General features: G+C 71.1%; 13 protein-coding genes. 10 read left to right on the top strand and 3 right to left on the bottom strand.

The window, feature by feature from the left end; translation table 11 throughout:
• The first annotated feature begins 168 nt into the window (after nucleotides 1-168).
• From ACTU3I_RS05850 to ACTU3I_RS05805, 10 genes are read left to right on the top strand one after another with little or no spacing between them, the layout of a single operon-like run.
• The gene (locus tag ACTU3I_RS05850; protein WP_442924718.1) at nucleotides 169-1,602 is read left to right on the top strand and encodes a serine hydrolase domain-containing protein; all 1,434 of its coding nucleotides are present in this window, start codon (nucleotides 169-171) and stop codon (nucleotides 1,600-1,602) included.
• Nucleotides 1,599-3,185: an ABC transporter substrate-binding protein gene (locus ACTU3I_RS05845; protein WP_442924717.1), complete on the top strand. Its 1,587-nt coding sequence runs from the start codon at nucleotides 1,599-1,601 to the stop codon at nucleotides 3,183-3,185. Before ACTU3I_RS05850 ends, ACTU3I_RS05845 begins: the two co-directional genes overlap by 4 nt.
• 44 nt (nucleotides 3,186-3,229) lie before the next feature.
• Nucleotides 3,230-4,222 (top strand): ABC transporter permease, encoded by a 993-nt coding sequence (locus ACTU3I_RS05840; protein WP_442924716.1) that lies wholly within the window; start codon nucleotides 3,230-3,232, stop codon nucleotides 4,220-4,222.
• Complete coding sequence (locus ACTU3I_RS05835) at nucleotides 4,222-6,036, top strand: dipeptide/oligopeptide/nickel ABC transporter permease/ATP-binding protein (protein ID WP_442924715.1); 1,815 nt, start codon at nucleotides 4,222-4,224, stop codon at nucleotides 6,034-6,036. The genes ACTU3I_RS05840 and ACTU3I_RS05835 overlap by 1 nt, the downstream gene beginning before the upstream one ends.
• A complete protein-coding gene (locus tag ACTU3I_RS05830) occupies nucleotides 6,033-6,782 on the top strand; it encodes an ABC transporter ATP-binding protein (protein ID WP_442924714.1) in 750 nt (249 codons plus the stop codon). Before ACTU3I_RS05835 ends, ACTU3I_RS05830 begins: the two co-directional genes overlap by 4 nt.
• 17 nt (nucleotides 6,783-6,799) lie before the next feature.
• Nucleotides 6,800-10,159: a serine hydrolase gene (locus tag ACTU3I_RS05825; RefSeq protein WP_442924713.1), complete on the top strand. Its 3,360-nt coding sequence runs from the start codon at nucleotides 6,800-6,802 to the stop codon at nucleotides 10,157-10,159.
• On the top strand, nucleotides 10,159-11,304 hold the full coding sequence (locus tag ACTU3I_RS05820) for a M20 family metallopeptidase (RefSeq protein WP_442924712.1): 1,146 nt from the start codon (nucleotides 10,159-10,161) through the stop codon (nucleotides 11,302-11,304). Before ACTU3I_RS05825 ends, ACTU3I_RS05820 begins: the two co-directional genes overlap by 1 nt.
• The gene (locus ACTU3I_RS05815) at nucleotides 11,292-12,104 is read left to right on the top strand and encodes a GNAT family N-acetyltransferase (protein ID WP_442924711.1); all 813 of its coding nucleotides are present in this window, start codon (nucleotides 11,292-11,294) and stop codon (nucleotides 12,102-12,104) included. Before ACTU3I_RS05820 ends, ACTU3I_RS05815 begins: the two co-directional genes overlap by 13 nt.
• A complete protein-coding gene (gene menC, locus ACTU3I_RS05810; RefSeq protein WP_442924710.1) occupies nucleotides 12,101-13,207 on the top strand; it encodes an o-succinylbenzoate synthase in 1,107 nt (368 codons plus the stop codon). Before ACTU3I_RS05815 ends, menC begins: the two co-directional genes overlap by 4 nt.
• A gap of 17 nt (nucleotides 13,208-13,224) precedes the next feature.
• Nucleotides 13,225-14,853, top strand: coding sequence for a PucR family transcriptional regulator (locus tag ACTU3I_RS05805; RefSeq protein WP_442924709.1), 1,629 nt, complete (start codon nucleotides 13,225-13,227; stop codon nucleotides 14,851-14,853).
• Between the two features lie 105 nt (nucleotides 14,854-14,958).
• Here the strand turns inward: ACTU3I_RS05805 and pntB are convergent, their stop codons facing one another.
• The 3 genes from pntB to ACTU3I_RS05790 form a co-directional block, all read right to left on the bottom strand.
• Complete coding sequence (pntB, locus tag ACTU3I_RS05800) at nucleotides 14,959-16,362, bottom strand: Re/Si-specific NAD(P)(+) transhydrogenase subunit beta (RefSeq protein WP_442924708.1); 1,404 nt, start codon at nucleotides 16,360-16,362, stop codon at nucleotides 14,959-14,961.
• A complete protein-coding gene (locus tag ACTU3I_RS05795; protein ID WP_442924707.1) occupies nucleotides 16,359-17,903 on the bottom strand; it encodes a Re/Si-specific NAD(P)(+) transhydrogenase subunit alpha in 1,545 nt (514 codons plus the stop codon). The genes pntB and ACTU3I_RS05795 overlap by 4 nt, the downstream gene beginning before the upstream one ends.
• Before the next feature lie 256 nt (nucleotides 17,904-18,159).
• On the bottom strand, nucleotides 18,160-19,914 hold the full coding sequence (locus tag ACTU3I_RS05790; RefSeq protein WP_442924706.1) for a cytochrome b/b6 domain-containing protein: 1,755 nt from the start codon (nucleotides 19,912-19,914) through the stop codon (nucleotides 18,160-18,162).
• Nucleotide 19,915: the final 1 nt, after the last annotated feature.

The following is a 19,915-nucleotide window of genomic DNA, read 5'->3' as shown; positions in this document are numbered from 1 at the left end:
ATGTTCATCCCCGACGACGAACCGCCGCCGTTCTAGCTGTCCCACCCCGCACGCTGGGCGCGAAGCGCAGCCGGAGCAGGCATTGTTCGTTCGTGGGAACGAACTCGGGACTGTGATTGTGTGCGCGGGGACGAAATGACGGCGCACGGCGCTCCCTAAAGTGAGGCCATGCCTACGCGGTGGACCGATTCCGACGTTCTGCAGTCCGAGCTGGCCGTGCGCGCCGCCGCGAGGGGCGTCCCGGGCGCGGCGATCGCCGTCGTCATCGGCGACGAGATCGTCGACGCTGCAATCGGCGTGCTGAGCACCGCGACCGGTGTATCGGCCACCACCGACTCCGTCTTCCAGATCGGCTCGATCACCAAGGTGTGGACCGCCACCCTCGTGATGCAGCTCGTGGACGACGGTCTCGTCGAGCTCGACAGAACGGTCCGCACGTACCTGCCCGAGTTCGCGCTGGCCGACGAGTCCGCCGCCGCAGCCATCACCGTCCGGCAGCTGCTCAGCCACCAGGCCGGCTTCGAAGGCGACATCTTCACCGACACCGGGCGCGGCGACGACGCTGTCGAAAGGTACGTCGCGACGCTCGCCGATGACGCGCAGATCTTCCCGCCCGGCGCATTCTTCTCGTACAACAACGCCGGCTACATCGTGCTCGGCCGGCTCGTGGAGCGGTTGCGTGAGAAGACGTGGGAGCAGGCGGTGCTCGACCACCTCGCCGCACCGCTCGGCCTCGAGCGTGTGTCGCCGAGTCCATACGAGGCGATCCTCCACCGCGCCGCGGTGGGCCACGTGGGTCCCGGCGAGGACGGCGTGGAGACACCCGCCCCGATGTGGGCGCTCGCGCGATCGAACGGACCAGCCGGGTCCATGCTCGCCATGACCGCGCGGGACCTCGCGGGATTCGCGCGGATGCACCTCGACGACGGCGTCGCATCCGACGGTGCCGTCGTGCTCTCGGCAGCCTCTGCCCGTGCGATGCGTCAGACCGAGGTGACCCTGCCCACCCTGACCGGGATGGGAGTGGCCTGGGGTCTCGGGTGGGAGATCGCCACCGACGACTCCCGGGCGATCGGTCACGACGGGAACACCATCGGCCAGTCGTCGTTCCTCCGGCTCGTTCCCGACTCCGGAGTCGCGGTCGTTCTGCTCACCAACGGCGGCGACGGCATGGGGCTCTTCGCCGACCTCGGCGACGCGATCCTGCGGGAGCTCGCGGGCGTCGAGCTCCCCGGCGCGCTCGTCCCCGCTGCCGATCCCGGTGCCGTCGACGCGTCCGCGTTCGTGGGGGTCTACTCCAATTCGCTCGTCGACATGACCGTGTCCCAGGAGGACGACGGCCGCATCTGGCTCGAGCAGCATCCGAAGGGCTTCCTCGTCGAACTGGGCCAGCAGGTCAGCCGTCACGAGCTCGTCGCCTTCGAGGACGACTCCCTCATCCAGCGCGAAGCGACCAGCGGCATGCATCCGGTCTTCGCCTTCCTCGCCCCCGACGCCGAGGGGCGCGCGGCCTACGTGCACTACGGCCGGGCGATCGCCCGCGCAACCGACGAAGAGACTCGCACCACCCACCCGATCGCACACCAGGAGGAAACGCAATGACATCCACTCGCACTGCCCTCGCAGCGGTCGCCGCTGCGGGCGCGCTCGCCCTCACCCTCGCCGGGTGTTCCGGCGGAGATTCCGGCTCCGGCGACGGTGCCCCCGTCGAAGGCGGCACCTTCACCCAGATCCTCCCCGCCGACCCGGGGGCCCTCGACCCGCAGATGTCGGCCGGGAGTGCGCTGTTCGCCCTGAGCAAGTTCGCCTACGACTCCCTCGTCTCGGTCAACGCCGACGGTGAGATCCTCAGCCAGTTGGCCTCGGACTGGAGCACCGACGGCCTCTCTGCGACGCTGACCATTCAGGACGGCATCACCTGCAGCGACGGCTCCGACTTCACGGCGCAGACCGCCGCAGACAACCTCAACTTCATCGCCGACCCCGAGAACCAGAGCGCCCTGCTCGGCGCGTTCCTCCCCTTCGGCGTCTCCGCGGCCGCGGAGGGAAGCACCGTCACGCTCACCCTCACCGACCCGGCGCCCTTCCTGCTGCAGGGCCTCGCGAGCCTCCCGATGATCTGCGAGGCGGGCCTGGAAGACCGCAGTGTCCTCGCCGACTCGACCCTCGGCACCGGGCCCTACGCCCTCACCGAGGCCGTCCAGAACGACCACTACACGTTCGAGTTGCGTGAGGAGTACGCGTGGGGTCCGGATGGCGCGACCGTCGACGAGCCGGGCATCCCGGCCACCGTCAACGTCCGCGTCGTCACCGACGAGACCACCGCCGCCAACCTGCTGCTGTCGGGTGAGGCCAACGCCGCCCAGATCAGCGGCCCCGACGCGGAGCGCATCCTCTCGGCCGACCTGTTCTCGCGGGAGGCCACCGAGGTCGCCGGCGAGCAGTGGTACAACCAGGCCGAGGGCCACCCGACGAGCGACCCCGCGGTGCGGATGGCGCTCACCCAGGCCGTCGACCTCGAAGAGCTCGCGTCGGTGATGACCGCCGGCAACGGCGGGCCCGCGACCGCACTCGCGCTCGTGCAACCCGGCGGCTGCTCGTACGACGCGGTCAGCGGATCGCTCCCGGCGTACGACGTGGAAGCGGCGAACGCCGCCCTCGACGCGGCCGGCTGGGTTCCCGGGGCCGACGGCGTGCGGGAGAAGGACGGCACGCGCCTGAGCCTGCTGTTCCTCTACGACAACTCGCTCGGCGCCTCGGCCGCGGCCGCGGCCGAGTTGGCGATGAGCGCCTGGCAGGAGATCGGCGTCGAGGTCGAGGGCAAGCAGCAGGACGACACTGTGCTCGTCGAGGCACTCTTCGGCACGGGCGACTGGGACATCTCGTGGGCCTCGGTCAACGTGAACAACCCCGACCAGATGATGGGCTTCCTCTCCGGAACGCCCGCCCCCGACGGAACCAACTTCGCCCACATCGACAACGCCGACTACCAGGCCGCCGTCGCCGAGGCGCTGCAGCTGGAGGGCTCGGAGAGCTGCCCGAAGTGGCAGGAGGCGGAGACCGCGCTCTACCAGGCCGCGGACGTCGTGCCCTTCGCCAACAACCCGATCCGCATGTTCGGGAACGGCGCCGAGTTCGAGTGGCTGGGAGAGCCGCAGCCGACCAGCATCCGCCTGCTCGGCTGAGCTCCCCCGACCAGGCGACGGATCGACAACAGGAGGCGAGAACCATGACCACGGCCACAGTCCGGCTGGCGCAGTCCGCGCGCTACACCGATCACCGGTGGGCCCGCTTCGCGGTACGCCGTATGGGGCGCCTGCTGGTGTCGCTGTGGGTGCTGATCACGGCCTCCTTCCTGATGATCCACCTGGTCCCCGGTGACCCCATCCGCGCGGCCATGGGCCCGAACGCCTCGGCAGAGGTCGTGGCCGCGCGGAGGGAGTCGCTGGGACTCAACAACCCCCTGTGGCAGCAGTACTTCGACTACATCGGAGGCCTGTTCACCGGACACATGGGGGTCTCGATCGGCTCGCAGCTCCCCGTCGCGCAGACCATCGCGCAGCGGCTCCCGGCGACCCTCACTCTCGCGGTGCTGGCCTTCCTCGTGGCGATCCTCATCGCGATCCCCATCGGCGTCGCGGTCGCCATCGCCACGCAGCGCGGGCGCGACCGTGGTCTCGAACTCGGCTTCACCTCGTTCAGCGTCTTCCTCGGTTCGATTCCCGAGTTCCTCCTCGGCGTCGCCCTGGTGGCGGTCTTCGGCGTGCAGCTCGGCTGGCTTCCCGTGGCGGGCAGGTCAGGACCGGAGTCGTACATCCTCCCCGTGCTGGCGCTCGCCCTGGGCCCTGCGGCGGTCCTGGCCCGGATCGTGCGCGTGGAAGTGCTGGCGGTGCTCGACAGCGACTTCGTCCGTACGGCGCAGGCCAAACGCCTGAAAGCGTTCCGCATCAACTTCCGTCACGTGCTCCCCAACGCCATCACCGCGACCCTCACCCTCGGCGGGCTGCTTCTGAGCGGGCTCATCGCCGGCACCGTGCTGGTCGAGACCGTGTTCGCGTGGCCGGGGCTCGGCACGACGATCGTCAGCTCCATCCAGACCAAGGACTACCCCCTCGTGCAGGGCACCGTGCTCGTCTACGGCGTCGGCGTCCTTCTGGTGAACACCCTGGTCGACGTGGTGCTCGCCATTCTCAACCCCCAATCGACAGTGGCGGACAGCTGATGCGCGCGCTCCGGAAGATGCTCCGAACCCCCCTCGGCATCACAGCGCTGGTGCTCCTGGCGCTGGTGATCCTCACCGCGATCTTCGCCCCGATCCTCTGGGGCAGCCAGGCGGATGCCACCGACACCGGCGATCTGCTGGCCGGTCCCTCGGCCGAGCACCCCGTCGGCACCGACAACCTCGGTCGCGACCTCCTGCTGCGTACCCTCGTCGCCACGCGCCTGTCGGTCGTGCTGGCACTCCTGGCCACCCTGGTGTCGGTCACCGCCGGGCTCATCCTCGGCGCCGCACCGCTCCTGCTCGGCCGCGTGTTCGGCCGCGCCGTGACCTGGTTCACCGGCATCGCGGTCGCCTTCCCGGGTCTGCTGCTCGCGCTGTTCTTCGCCGCCATCTTCGGCAGCAACTCCACGGCCGCCGTCTTCGCGATCGGCCTCGCCGGCGCACCCTCGTTCGCGCGCCTGTGCCAGAACCTCATCGCCGGCATCGAGGCACGCGACTTCGTCGCCGCCGCTCGCGTCGGGGGTCTCGGTCGGTTCCGCGTCCTCACCCGCCATGTGCTCCCCAACATCGGCGAGCCCCTCATCGTCAACGCCACCGTCGGCGCCGGCGGCGCGCTGCTGGCCTTCGCCGGGCTGTCCTTCCTCGGCCTCGGCGTCCAGCCGCCCGAGTACGACTGGGGCCGTCTCATGATGGACGGCGTCCGCGGTATCTACATCAACCCGCTCGCAGCCCTCGTCCCGGGTGCCGCGATCGTGATCGCCGGTCTCGCGTTCAACCTCACGGGCGAGTCCGCGGCGCGCAGCCTCGGCATCGGCGACGAGCTGTTCCTCGGGCCCCGCGCCTGGCGCAAGACGCTGCTGCGCACCGCCGCGGCGCCCACCCCCGCCGTCGGGGGCATCGCCCCCGACGACACCGTGCTGGAGGTCGAAGACCTGCGCGTCACCCTGCCGGGTGCGACAGAGCCCGTCCGCGCGGTCCGCGGCGTCACGTTCTCGGTTCGCGCCGGTGAGATCGTCGGCATCGTCGGGGAGTCGGGGTCGGGCAAGTCGATGACATCGCTCGCCATCGCCCAGCTCGTGCCCGACCCTGGCGTCGTCGAGGCGACGAGACTCCGCTTCCTCGGCACGGACCTTCTCGGCACGAGCAAGGGCAAGCTCCGGCGCCTCCTCGGCACGTCGCTCGCGATGGTCTTCCAGGACCCGATGTCGTCCTTCAACCCCTCGATGCGGATGGGCGAGCAGCTCGCCGAGGTCGCCACGGAGCACGCCGGGCTGACCAAGCGCGAGGCCCTCCGCCTCGCTGCCGACCGCATGGCCGCCGTCCGCATCACCGATCCCGACCGGCGCGTGCGGCAGTACCCGTACGAGTTCTCCGGCGGCATGCGCCAGCGGGCCATGATCGGCATGGGCCTGATGGTGACACCGCGCCTCATCATCGCCGACGAGCCGACGACCGCCCTCGATGTGACGGTGCAGCGGCAGGTGCTCGACCTCCTGCGGGCGATCCGCGAGGAGGAGGGCGCCTCGATCCTCTTCATCAGCCACGACATCTCCGTCATCGCCGAGCTCTGCGACCGCGTCTTGGTCATGTACGCCGGCGAGATCGTCGAGGAGCTCGCCGCCGACGACCTCTCGCGGGCGACGCACCCGTACACGCGGGCGCTGCTGGCCGCCGTTCCCCACATGGCGACGCCGTTGGACCGTCCGCTGGCCACACTGGCGGATGCTGCGGCAACCGGCCGGCTCCCCGCCGCCGACGACGCCGTCACATCCGGCGGACAGACCAGGGAAGACGCCGAGGTGAGCACACCATGAGCGAGCTGCGTTTCGAAGACGTCACGATCAAGTACGGCATCGGGCGGTCCGCCATGACGGCCGTGGAGGACGTCAACCTCACCGTGCCCGAAGGCTCCGTGGTCGGGGTCGTCGGCGAGTCCGGATCGGGCAAGTCGACTCTCGCCCGCGCGGCGGTCGGACTCGTCCCGCTGTCGGCCGGCCGCATCACCGTCGCGGGGCGACCGGTGCCGCATCGCGGTCCCCGGCCGCTGCAGATGGTGTTCCAGGACCCGTACTCGTCTCTGGACCCGCGCATGACGCTCGGGGAGAGCATCGCCGAGATCATGCCGTCGGGGATGAGTCGGCGCGACCGCGCCGCAGAGGTGTCGCGGCTGATGAAGCTGGTTCACCTCGATCCTGAGCGTGCCGGCAGCTACCCCGCTCGGCTCTCCGGCGGACAGCGCCAGCGCGTCGCGATCGCGCGGGCACTCGCCGGGCGCCCGCGCGTGCTCATCGCCGATGAGATCACCTCCTCGCTCGACGTGCTCATCCAGGGCGCGATCTTGAACCTCATCCGCGAGCTCCAGGCCGAACTCGGCCTGTCGATGCTGTTCATCTCGCACAACCTCGCCGTCGTCCGCTACGTCGCCGCGCGCGTGGCGGTCATGCGCGACGGGCACCTCGTCGAAGAGGGGCCGACCGCCGAGGTCCTCGGCGACCCGCGCGACGAGTACACGCGCGAGCTGCTGGCCGCCATCCCCCGTCCCGTTCACTTCACCCCCTGACCGCGAAGGAGCACGCTGTGACCCGCAGAATGCGCATCGACGACACCCCGGCCCTCACCATCCCGAGCCAGCCGGCGCTGTCTCCCGACGGCCGCCGCACGGTGTACGTGCTCGGCGGCGTCGACGCCGCCGACGACCGCGCGACGAGCTCGCTGTGGGTGGCGACGGAGGGTGACGCCCGACAGCTCACACAGGGCACGAGCGATGTCGCCCCGGTCTTCTCCCCCGACGGGGAGACGCTGGCGTTCCTGCGGGACGGACAGCTGTGGACCCTCCCGGTCTCCGGTGGCGAGGCGCGGCAGCGCACGCACCTTCCTCTGGGCGCCGGGCCCGCCGTATGGAGTCCCGACGGCACGTCGATCGTCTTCTCCGCCCCTGTCGACCCGTCGGCGCCTGCGGGAGAGAGCGCCGATGATCGCGCCGCCCGTGACACCGCACCGCTCGTCACCGACGGCATCGATTACATGGTCGACGGGGCATGGCTGGTGCGCGATGTGCACGCGCAGCTGCATCTGCTGGATCTCGCCACCGGCGCGGTCGTGCAGATCACCGACGGCGACGCGGATGCCGTGAGCCCGGCGTTCTCCCCCGACGGCGAGACGATCGCCTACAGCACCAAGCCCACCGGCGTCGACGATCTGACGTTCCACTCCGCGGTGCACGTCGTCTCGGCCACCGATCACGCCGCTGCACCTCGCCTCGTGGCGTTCGCCGAAGGCTACGCGGCGACGGTGTCGTACTCTCCCGACGGCTCCACGCTGATCGTCATCGGCTGGACCGGCGACCCGGAGGGCTTCGCGAGCCTGTACACCGTCGATCCGTCCACCGGCGCGGTCGCCGATCTCTCGGCCCCCCTCGACCGCAACGTGATGCCGGGAGCTCCCGCATATCCCGGCGCGATCCCGCAGGTCACCGCCGCCGGCGACGTGCTGTTCGCCATTCGCGACCGCGGATGCACGCACCTGTACGCCGTGCCGCTCTCCGGCGGTGCCCCGCGTCTGGTGTTCGGCGCCGACGGAGACGTCGTGAGCGGTCTTTCGGTCGCCGGCGACACCGCGGCCCTCGCCCTGTCGACACCGACGTCTTTCGGTGAGATCGTGCGACTCGATCTCACGACCGGCGCGTCCGTCGTGCTGACCTCGCACGGCTACGCACCCGACGGCGCCGAGCTGTTCGTCCGCGAGTCGCGCGAGTTCACGATCGATGACGGCACCGTCGTTCAGGGCTGGATCGTCCGCGACCCCGCGGTCACCGGTCCGACTCCCCTTCTCGTCGACATCCACGGCGGTCCGCACAACGCCTGGAACGCCGCCGTCGATGAGATGCACGTGTTCCACCAGGAGCTGGTCGCTCGTGGCTGGAGCATCCTTCTGATCAACCCGCGCGGAAGCGACGGGTACGGTCAGGACTTCTGGCGCGGCGTCCGCGGAGCGTGGGGCGTCGCGGACGCCGATGACTTCCTGCAGCCGATCGACGAGCTCGTCGCCGAGGGCCTCGCCGACCCGAAGCGGCTCGCCGTGACCGGGTACAGCTACGGCGGATACATGACGGCATATCTCACCGGGCACGACGATCGATTCGCCGCGGCCGTCGCCGGCGGCGTCGTGTCGGACCTCACCAGCATGGGCGGCTCGAGCGACGACGCGCACCTGCTGAGCATCTTCGAGATCGGGGCCCTGCCCTGGAAGAGCGAGGACCGCGACCGTCTGGCCGAGATGTCGCCCCTCACGGCGGTCGAGAACGTGACGACTCCGACCCTCGTGCTGCACGGCGAGAAGGATCTGCGCTGCCCCCTCGGTCAGGCGCAGCAGTGGCATTACGCCCTGCGTGAGCAGGGTGTGCCCACGCAGCTCGTCGTCTACCCGGGCGGCAGCCACGTCTTCCCGCTGCTGGGAACCCCCAGCCATCGCCTGGACTACGCCCGCCGCGTCGTCGAGTGGGTCGAGCGCTACGCCGGCTCCAGCGCCGGGCCGCGCCCTGCCGCGATCGACGCCGCCCACTGGCAGAAGCGCCTCGACGTGCTCGCGGCACGCCACGGCGTCCCGGGGGCGCAGCTCGGCATCCTCCGCTACTCCCCCGACGGCTCGGATGACCAGGTCGTGGTCGGAACCGGCACCCTCAACAAGAACCTGCCGGAGGGATCGGCGCGGGTGGCTCCCGACGCGGTGTTCCAGATCGGGTCGATCTCGAAGGTGTGGACGGCGACCGTGATCATGCGCCTGATCGAGCAGGGCCACTTCACTCTCGACACTCCGGTGCACGCGATTCTCCCGGGTCTGCGGCTCGCCAACGACGAATTGACGCGGGGCGTGACAGTTCGCCACCTTCTCACGCACACCAGCGGCATCGACGGCGACATCTTCACCGACACCGGGCGGGGCGACGATTGCCTGGAGAAGTACGTCGGTCTCCTCTCGGATGCCGCGCAGAATCACCCGCTCGGGGCGACCTGGTCGTACTGCAACTCCGGCTTCAGCATGCTCGGGCGCATCATCGAGGTCGTCACCGGAAGCATCTGGGACACCGCGATGCGCGAGCAGCTGTTCGCTCCGCTCGGCCTCACCCACACCGTGACGCTTCCCGAGGAGGCGATCCTCTTCGCCGCGGCGGTGGGCCACGTCGAAGATGGCGGTCAGCAGGTCGTCACGCCGGCGTGGGCGCTGCCGCGCTCGGTCGGCCCCGCCGGCCTCATCACCGCGCGCGCCGCCGATGTCCTGGCGTTCGCCCGGCTGCACCTGTCGAACGGACTCACCGCCACCGGCGAGCGCCTCCTCAGCGAAGAGAGCGTCGCTGACATGCGGGCATTCCACGTGGAAGTGCCCGACAAGCAGGTGCTCGGTGACTCGTGGGGCCTCGGCTGGATCCGCTTCGACTGGAACGGCGACCGCCTGTACGGCCACGACGGCAACACGATCGGGCAGGCGGCGTTCCTGCGGATCCATCAGGAGTCCGGCGTCGCCGTGACGCTCCTCACCAACGGCGGCCACGCTCGCGATCTGTACGAGGAGCTCTACCGCGAGATCTTCGCCGAGCTGTCGGGGCTGGACATGAAGCATCCGGTGCAACCGCCGGCCGAGGCCGTCGAGGTCGACATCACCCCGTACCTGGGCGTCTACGAGCGAGCCTCGGTGCGCGAAGAGGTCCTCCAGGGCGCCGACGGGCCGCTCCTGCGCACGACGGTGCTCGGACCGCTCGCCGAGGTCGTCGCCGACCCCGTCGACGAGTATCCGCTGACGCCGATGCGCGAGGGCGTGTTCGCGCTGCGCGAGCCCGGCGCGCAGACGTGGATGACGGCCACCTTCTACGCGCTCGAGGGCGGGGAGAAGTACCTCCACTTCGGCGCGCGCGCGACGCCGAAGGTCTCGAGCAGCGTCTGATGGAACCCGCCCAGCCCGTCGCCGAGGCCGCTGCGTCGATCACGCAGGAGCAGCTTCTCGACACCCTCCGTCGTCTCGTCGAGCGGGAGTCGCCGTCGACCGATCTCCCCGCGGTGGCCCGCTCGGCCGATCTGGTCGCCGAGCTCGGCGCACGCATCCTCGGCGCGACGCCGCAGCGCGTGCTCCGCGACGGGCGCTCGCACGTCGTGTGGCGCTTCGGGGGGCCGGTGCGCGTGCTCCTGGTCGCCCATCACGACACGGTGTGGCCGCTCGGCACCCTGGAGCGTCGCCCCTTCGCCGTGATGGACGGGGTCGTCACCGGACCCGGATGCTTCGACATGAAGGCGGGACTGGCCATGGCGCTGCACGCGCTCGCCGACCTGCCCGACCGCGCCGGGGTGACACTCCTCGTGACCGGTGACGAGGAGCTCGGGTCGCCGAGCTCCCGCTCGCTCATCGAGACCGAGGCGGAGGGTGCGCGGGCCGCGCTCGTGCTGGAGGCGTCGGCCGACGGCGCACTCAAGACGGCACGCAAGGGAGTCTCCCTGTACGAGATCGCCGTCGAGGGCCGGGCCGCCCACGCGGGGCTCGAGCCGGAGCGGGGAGCGAACACCACCGTCGAGCTCGCCACTCTGACGCTCGCGATCGCCGCCCTCGGGTCCGCGACCGAGGGAACGACCGTCACCCCGACGCTCGCGGAGTCCGGCACCACGACGAACACGGTGCCCGCCGCGGCGCGACTGTGGGTGGACGTGCGCGCACGCACCTCCGCCGAGCTCGAACGCGTCGATCGCGCCGTGCGGAGCTACGCTCCGGCCGTCGAAGGGACCCGGATCCGAGTCGCCGGCGGCATCAACCGGCCACCGTTGGAAGAGGCGTCCTCCGCCGAGCTGTTCGCCCGCGCCGGCCGCGTCGCCGAGCGTCTGGGGCTCCCCGCACCGCGGGGCATCGCCGTGGGAGGGGCGAGTGACGGCAACTTCACCGCCGGGATGGGTGTTCCCACGCTCGACGGTCTCGGAGCGGTCGGCGACGGAGCCCACGCCGAGCATGAGCACGTCGTCGTCGCAGAGCTGGAGCCCCGCACGAGGCTGCTGCGCGAGCTCATCGCCGACATCCTGAGAGAGGACGACCCATGGCACGCGTGATCCAGGCAGACCCCCTGGTGGGTACCGCCCTGCACGACGCCGAGCGTGCGGCCGCCGGCGCGACCGTGTCGGTACGCGAGCTGACGTCCGTGGCCGATCAAGCCGCATCCGTGCGGCTGCTCTCGGACATCTGGGCACGCAGCGCCCAGAACCCGCCCGTCCCGACCGAGTTGCTGCGGGCGCTCAGCAAAGCGGGCAACTACATCGCCGGCGCGTTCTCCGGCGTGGAGCTCGTCGGCGTGGCGATCGGCTTCCACTCCGACCCCGGCCGGCACGCGCTGCACAGCCATATCGCCGGCGTCTCCCCCGCGTACGCGGGCCGCTCGGTGGGGTACGCACTGAAGCTGCATCAGCGTGCCTGGGCGCTGCAGCACGGCATCGACACCATCGAGTGGACGTTCGACCCGCTGGTCTCCCGCAACGCCTACTTCAACATCGTGAAGCTGGGGGCCCTCCCCGTGGAGTACCTGCCGAACTTCTACGGCGAGATCGAGGACGGCGTGAACACCGACGACGAGACCGACCGGCTCCTGGTGCGCTGGCAGCTCCTCAGCGAGGAGGCCCGCGCCGCCGCTGCCGGTTCCCCCCGCCGCGTCGACCCGACGGGCGCGGGCGTCGTGAGCGTCGAGGTGCCCCCCGACATCGTCGCCATCCGGCACGAAGATCCGCCGCTCGCGCAGAGCTGGCGTCGCACCGTGCGCGCGCGGATGACCGAGCTGCTCGACGCCGGCGGGCGAGTCGTCGGGTTCGACCGAGCGACGGGCTATCTCATCCAGCAGGCGGGAGACGAGAAATCGTGAACATCGAGGGCTTCGAGCTCAGGCGGGTGGCGATGCCGCTCGTCTCCCCGTTCCGGACGTCGTTCGGCACGCAGACCTCGCGCGACATCTTGCTGATCAGGGCGGTGACGGATGCCGCGGAGGGCTGGGGCGAGTGCGTGACGCTGCCCACGCCGGTCTACTCTCCGGAGTACACCGACGCCGCCGTCGACGTCCTCACGCGCATCTTCCTGCCGGCGCTCGGCGCCGCGCGCCTGTCGGGGGCGCACGAGGTGGCGGAGGTGCTGCATCCGTTCAAAGGACACCGCATGGCGAAGGCCGCGGTGGAGATGGCGCTGCTGGACGCGGAGCTGCGCGCGGAAGGGCGCTCGTTCGCACGAGAGCTCGGCGCCGTGCACGACCGCGTGCCCTCGGGCGTCTCGGTCGGCATCATGGACGAGATCCCGCGTCTCCTCGACGCCGTGGGAGCGTACCTCGACGAGGGCTACGTCCGCATCAAGCTCAAGATCGAGCCGGGATGGGACATCGATGTCGTCCGCGCCGTTCGCGAGCGCTTCGGCGACGACGTCCCGCTGCAGGTCGACGCGAACACCGCGTACACCCTGCGCGATGCGCAGCATCTCGCGCGGCTCGACGAATTCGGACTGCTCCTCATCGAACAGCCGCTCGAGGAGGAGGACATGCTGGGGCACGCCGACCTCGCCAGGATCGTCAAGACCCCCATCTGCCTCGACGAGACGATAACGTCGGCGCAGTCGGCGGCCGCTGCCATCCGCCTGGGCGCGACGAGCATCATCAACATCAAGCCCGGGCGCGTCGGCGGATACCTCGAGGCCCGTCGCATCCACGACCTCGCCGCCGCCCACGGGGTGCCGGTGTGGTGCGGCGGAATGGTCGAGTCGGGGATCGGCCGGGCCGCCAACGTCGCCCTGGCCGCGCTTCCCGGGTTCACCCTCCCCGGCGACGTGTCGGCGAGCGACCGGTTCTACCGCGTCGACCTGACGGAGCCGTTCGTGATCACCGACGGGTACATGTCGGTTCCTCAGGGACCGGGGCTGGGCGTCACGCCGATCCCGGAGATCCTCGACGAGCTCACGACGTCCGTGGAGTGGGTGGCCGTCTGAGAGCTACGCTCCCGGTTATGGGTCAAGGAGCACGATCGTCGTGGGGACGCCTTCTCGCCGACCTCGGCTCCACCCTCCTCGAGGTCGTGCACGGGCGGATCCCCGCGGATCGTCCGGTGGGCGGCGTCGTGATCCACGACCCTGTCGACGAGCCCGTCTACCCGGAGAACTCCCTCGTGCTCGCCGTGGGCGTGCACACGCCCGATGCTCTCGCGCCGCTGCTGACCGGAGCCGGGCGCAACGGCGGCATCGCGGTGATCGTGCGCTCCCCCGTCGACCTGACAGACGACGTGCGGCGCGCCGCTGACGATGCGGGCGTCGCGATCCTGGGGCTCGCGCGCGGCGCCACGTGGACGCAGCTGGCCGCGCTGCTGCGATCCATGCTCGCCGAGGACGACATCGGCCACACTCAGGCGGAATCGCTCGACGGGATCCCCGCCGGCGATCTCTTCGCCGTGGCGAACGCGATCTCTGCTCTGCTGGATGCCCCCGTCACGATCGAGGACCGCTCCTCTCGCGTGCTGGCGTTCTCGGGGCGGCAGGACGAAGCCGACGCCTCCCGCATCGAGACGATCATCGGCCGGCAGGTGCCCGATCGCTACGCGCAGGTGCTCGTCGAGCGCGGCGTGTTCCGCGACCTGTACCAGAGCGACCGTCCCGTCGTCGTCGATCCCATCGAGATGGACGAGGTCGTGACCCAGCAACGCGTGGCGATCGCCGTTCGCGCGGGGGACGAGGTGCTGGGCTCCATCTGGGCCGCGATGGACGGCCCGGTCACCCCGGAGCGGGCCGCGACGCTCCGGGAGGCCGAGACCCTCGTCGCCCTGCACCTCCTGCGCGTGCGCGCCGGCGCCGACGCCGAGCGGCGCCTGCGGGCGGAGCTCGTCAGTCGTGCGGTCGAGGGCGGTCCGGAGGCGCGCGATGCGCTCAGCCGCCTGGGGCTCGCGGGCCGACGGGTGTCGGTGATCGCCGCCGCAGCCCTGCCCGACGAGGACGGCGACGCATCCGAGCAGGCGGATCAGGAGCGGATGGCCGCGCGGGAGCTTCTCCTCGACGCGCTCACCATGCACCTCTCCGCGGTGCAGCCGGGAGCGGCCGTCGCCTTCGTCGCCGACACCGCCTACGGCATCATCCCCGTGGCCGACGCCGCCGCGGAGGACCGGTCGGCCGCACTGTCCGAGGACTTCGTACGGCGCATCAGCGGCCGCATCCCGGCCGTCGTGGCCATCGGGCACGCCGCCGACGACGTCGCCGGCATCGCCGCTTCGCGTGCCGAGGCTCGGCGGGTGCTGCGCGTGCTCACGACCCGCGCCGGGACACGGCGCGTGGCGCGCATGGCCGATGTCGAGACCGAGTCGCTCCTCCTCGAGCTGCGCGACCTCCGCGCCTCCCGCGGGGAGACCGCATCCGGCTTCCTCGCGCGACTCGTCGACTACGACCGGCGCACCGGCTCCGAGCTGGTGAACACGCTGGCGGCCTGGCTCGACAACTTCGGCGACGTGCCGGCAGCGGCGGCGGCGACGTTCCTGCACCCGAACACCTTCCGCTACCGCCTGCGGCGAGTCGCGGAGGTGGGCGAGATCGACCTCACCGACGGCGACACGCGCTTCGCGGCCATGCTGCAGCTGCGGATCCGCCGCGACTGAGCGCCGCCCGCAGATTCGGACGATGCCGGCTGATTCGGATGCCTCGCACTGGGGCATCCGAATCCGCGACCCATCTCCGAATCCGCGGCGCGAGGAAGCGCGAGGTCACAACTGGCGGAGGATCTCCTCGACCTTGGCCTTGGCGTCGCCGAAGAGCATCGCGGCGTTGTCACGGAAGAACAGCGGATTCTGCACGCCCGCGTAGCCCGACGCCATCGAGCGCTTGAACACGATGACGTTGTTCGCCTCCCACACCCGCAGCACCGGCATCCCCGCGATGGGCGAGCTGGGATCCTCGGCGGCGGCCGGGTTGACGGTGTCGTTCGCGCCGATCACCAGCACCACATCGGTGTCGGCGAGGTCGTCGTTCACCTCGTCCATCTCCAGCACGATGTCGTAGGGCACCTTCGCCTCGGCCAGCAGCACGTTCATGTGCCCCGGCAGGCGCCCGGCGACGGGATGGATGCCGAAACGCACGTCCACGCCCTTCTCCCGCAGGCGCTGCACGAGCTCGGCGACCGGATACTGGGCCTGGGCCACGGCCATCCCGTACCCCGGGGTGATGACGACGGTGGATGCGGCCGTGAGGAGCTCCGCGGCGCCCACGGCGTCGATCTCCCGGTGCTCGCCCACCTCTTCCTCGCCGTCCTTGCGCGGGGCCTCGATGCCGAACCCGCCGGCGATCACCGAGAGGAAGGAGCGGTTCATGGCCTTGCACATGATGTACGACAGGTAGGCACCCGACGAGCCGACGAGGGCGCCGGTCACGATCAGGAGGTCGTTGTTCAGCAGGAAGCCGGCCGCGGCGGCCGCCCACCCGGAGTAGCTGTTCAGCATCGAGACGACCACCGGCATGTCGCCGCCGCCGATCGAGGCCACCAGGTGCCATCCGAGGGCCAGCGCGAGCACCGTCACGGCGATGAGGAGGCCGAGCGCTGGCGTGATCACGTACCAGACCGTCAGCGCGACGAAGGCGACGAGGGCGCCGACGTTGAGGATGTTCTTCCCCGGCAGCACGAGGGGTTTGGAGGAGATGCGCGCAGACAGTTTCAGGAACGCCACGATCGAGCCGGTGAAGGTCACCGCCCCGATGAACACGCCGATGAACACCTCGGCGTGGTGGATGTCGCGGAGGGCGCCGGTCAGGTGCGGCTCGTTGAGCGCGCCGTTCCATCCGACGAGCACGGCGGCAAGACCGACGAACGAGTGCAGCAGCGCGATGAGCTCCGGCATCCCCGTCATCTCGACGCGTCGGGCACGCCACAGGCCGATGGCGCCGCCGACGAGCACGGCGACGACGAGGAGGATCAGTCCGACGGAGGCCTGCGGGTCGCCCCACGCGTTCTGCACGGTGACCCACACCGTGGCGACGAGGGCGAGCACCATGCCGCCGATGCCGAAGGCGACGCCCGAGCGGGCGCTCTCGTGCGTGCTGAGTCCGCGCAGGCTCAGCACGAACAGGACCGCGGCGACGATGTACGCGGCGGTTGCGAGGGATGCGGCGGTCATCGGTCGCCCTTCGAGAACATGGCGAGCATCCGCCGGGTGACGGCGAAGCCGCCGAAGATGTTGATGGAGGCCAGGAGCACCGCGACGGCGGCGAGGATCTGCACGACGAGGTTCGGCACGGCCAGCTGGAGCATGGCACCGACGACGATGATCCCCGAGATCGCGTTGGTCACGCTCATGAGGGGCGTGTGCAGCGCATGGTGCACCTTCCCGATCACGTAGAAGCCCACGACGATCGAGAGGACCAGCACGGTGATGTGCTGCGGGAGCGGCGCGGGGGCGACGGCGGCGAGCAGGAACAGCAACGCCGCGCCGAGCACGACGAGTCCGCCCTTCGCTGCGGCGCTCATCGGCTTCTTGACCTTCGACGGGGCGGTTGCCGCGGCCTCCGCCGGCTTCGGGGCCGGCGCGGCCGCCACCGAGACCGCCGGCGGCGGCCAGGTCGACTCGCCGTCGCGGACCACGGTGATGGAGCGCTGCACGACGTCGTCGAAGTCGATGACGAGCTGCCCGTCCTTGCCGGGCGTGAGCAGCTTGAGCAGGTTCGCGAGATTCGTGCCGAACAGCTGCGAGGCCTGCGTGGGAAGCCGCGAGGCGAGATCGGAGTAGCCGAGGATCGTGACGCCGTTGTCGGTGACGATGCGCTCGCCCGCAACGGAGCCCTGCACGTTTCCCCCCTGTGCCGCCGCCATGTCGACGATGACGCTGCCGGGCTTCATCGCCGCGACGTCGGCCGCGGTGATGAGGACCGGCGCCGCGCGCCCGGGGATGAGCGCGGTGGTGATGATGATGTCGACCTCGCGTGCCTGGTCGGAGTAGAGCTGGGCCGCCGCGACGTCGTATGCCTCGCTCGTCGCCTTGGCGTAGCCATCCGTCGATTCCATGACCTCGTCGACGACCACGGGGAGGTACTGACCACCGATGGACTTGACCTGGTCGGCCACCTCGGGGCGAGGGTCGGTGGCGCGCACGATCGCGCCGAGGCTCGACGCGGCGCCGATCGCGGCCAGGCCCGCGACGCCCGCCCCGGCCACCAGCACGGTCGCCGGCGGCACCTTGCCGGCGGCGGTGACCTGCCCGGTGAAGAAGCGTCCGAACTCGTGCGCGGCCTCCACGACGGCGCGATACCCGGCGATGTTCGCCATCGAGCTCAGCACGTCCATCGACTGCGCGCGCGAGATGCGCGGGACGGCGTCGAGCGCGAGCGCGGTGATGCCACGGGTCTGCAGCGACTCACGGACATCCACCCGCAGCGCCGGCGACAGCGTCGCGATGAGGGTCGCGCCGTCGGCGAGCAGCGCCACCTCGGCGGGGGTCGGCGCGTTGACCTTCAGGACCACGTCGCTTACCCAGGCGACGGCCCGGTCGACGACCGCGGCGCCGGCGTCGGCGTACGCGGCGTCGGGGAAGGAGGACGCTGCGCCGGCGCCCGTCTCCACGACGACGTCGTAACCGAGCCCGGTCAGCGTGCGGACGGTGGCGGGAGTCGCGGCCACGCGGGTCTCCCCCGCGGACTCGGCGACGATGCCCATGCGCGTCATGACGGCTCCTCGATGGTGGGACGGTCGGTCGGCGGGAGTTGCGGAACTTCACGGTCCCCCGACCGAACCCCGAAACTCTATCGATGCCCTCGCTCCCATCCGCCCGTTTCGGGCGGCGGCCACACGAAAGAACGCGCGATCTTTCGAGCCTGCTAAGAGCGTCGCCGTGCTCGACCCCTGACGCTCGGGGCACGCCTCTTGCGTGAATCGGCTGCTAAACCCGCGGGTTTAGCAGCCGATTCACGCAAGTGGGCGCTTAGCGCGAGCTGACCGTGCCGAACAGCCGCGCGATGGGGGCGAGGAGCAGCGGTCGCGCTGCGACGAGAGCCCCGATCGTGACGGCGATCGAGACGACGAAGATCCAGAACCCGGTCCAGTTCACCGCATCCTGCGCGGCGTACATGTGGTTGAGGTTGCGGAGCGCACCCGTCGCGAACACCAGTGCCACGTGGGCGAGGATGAACAGCACGAAGTAGATCATCACCGGGAAGTGGATCTTCCGCGCCCACTCCACCGGATACAGCCGGTTGAGCGTCTTCGCGTTCGCCGGCCAGATGCCCGACATCCGCACGCCCGTCGCCACGGCCAGCGGCGCGGCGACGAAGACGGTGGCGAAGTAGGCCAGCTGCTGGAGCGAGTTGTAGTTGACCCAGCCGTTCTCGGTGGGCCAATCGAGCGAGACGTACTGCAGCCCGGCGCTGAGGGCGTTGGGGAAGACCTCCCAGCTCGTCGGAACGATCCGCATCCACTGCCCCGTGACGAACAGCAGCACGATGAAGACCACGCCGTTGGTCACCCACAAGATGTCGAGCGACTGGTGGAACCAGAGCGCCAGGCTGATCTTCCGCTTGGAGTTGCCCCGTGGCGACCAGAACGCGGACGGTCGCTTCTCACCACGCACCTGAAGGCCGGTGCGGATGATGAGGACGATCAGGAAGGCGTTGAAGAAGTGCTGCCATCCCAGCCAGGCCGGGAAGCCCACGGGCGCGCCCTCCGGCAGGTGGTACTCGCCGGGGAAGGCCTCGAGGAAGCCGGAGCCCCACTGCGTCGACAGCAGCCACCGGACCAGGGCGACCGCCATGGCCGCGGCCACGAGAAGCCCGCCACCGAGGACGACGACGATGCCTGCCCACTGCGCCCGGGTGAACGGCCCGATGCGCTTCGGTTCCGGCCGCGGACCCCGCGGCCCTGTCGCGGCCGCTCCGGGGTACACCGTCGGGGTGAAGGGCAGCGGCGCCCGCGGTCCGCTGGCGACGACGACGGATGCGGCGGGCGCCGCGGCCGCTCGTCCGGGAGCTTCGGCCCCCGGCGCCTCGTCGCCGGCCGCGACCGGCTCGACGACACGACGCCCAACGGCGTTGGCGGGCGGCCACGGGTCGCCGCCGGCCTCACGCGGCAGTCCTCGGCGAAGCGCGACGGCCTCGCTCGCGGCCGCGGAGGCTCCGTTCGGGGCGCTCGATGTGCGTTGGGGCGCACCCTGGTCGCCCCGAACCACATCCGCCGCCCCGAACCCGGAATCAGCCCCGGATGCGGCGGCGGGCGCCGCCGAGGGAGTCCCAGCAGGGACCGACCCGGCGGGCGCGCCTCCCGCGGACGCGACCGCGGGAGGCGCGGCGGGCGAGGACGCGACGGTGGCGGCCGCGACGGCGGCGGCGGGCGGCCACGGCTCCCCGCCCGGCGTGCGCGGCAGTCCGCGGCGCAGCGTGACGCCGGGCGCCGCCGAGGCCGCCGCAGCGGCGTTCGGGGCGCTCGATGTGGTTTGGGGCGCACCCTGGTCGCCCCGAACCACATCCGCCGCCCCAAACCCGGAATCGGAGGCGGGCGCGGGCGTGGCACCGGGCGCGGGCGCGGGCGCGACACCGGGAGCGGACGCGGGCGCGGGAGCGGCATCGGAGGCGGGCGCGGGCGCCGCATCCGGCGCGCGGAAGCCACCGGGAACGGGGATGTCCGCGGGGGGCCACGGGGCACCGCCCGGGGTGCGAGGGAGGCCGCGACGAAGGGTACCGGGCATG

This window comes from Microbacterium sp. RD1 (genome assembly GCF_052220165.1).
Classification (GTDB): domain Bacteria; phylum Actinomycetota; class Actinomycetes; order Actinomycetales; family Microbacteriaceae; genus Microbacterium.
The sequence above is the reverse complement of the archived record's forward strand: the minus strand, read 5'-3'. Positions and strand labels throughout refer to the sequence as shown.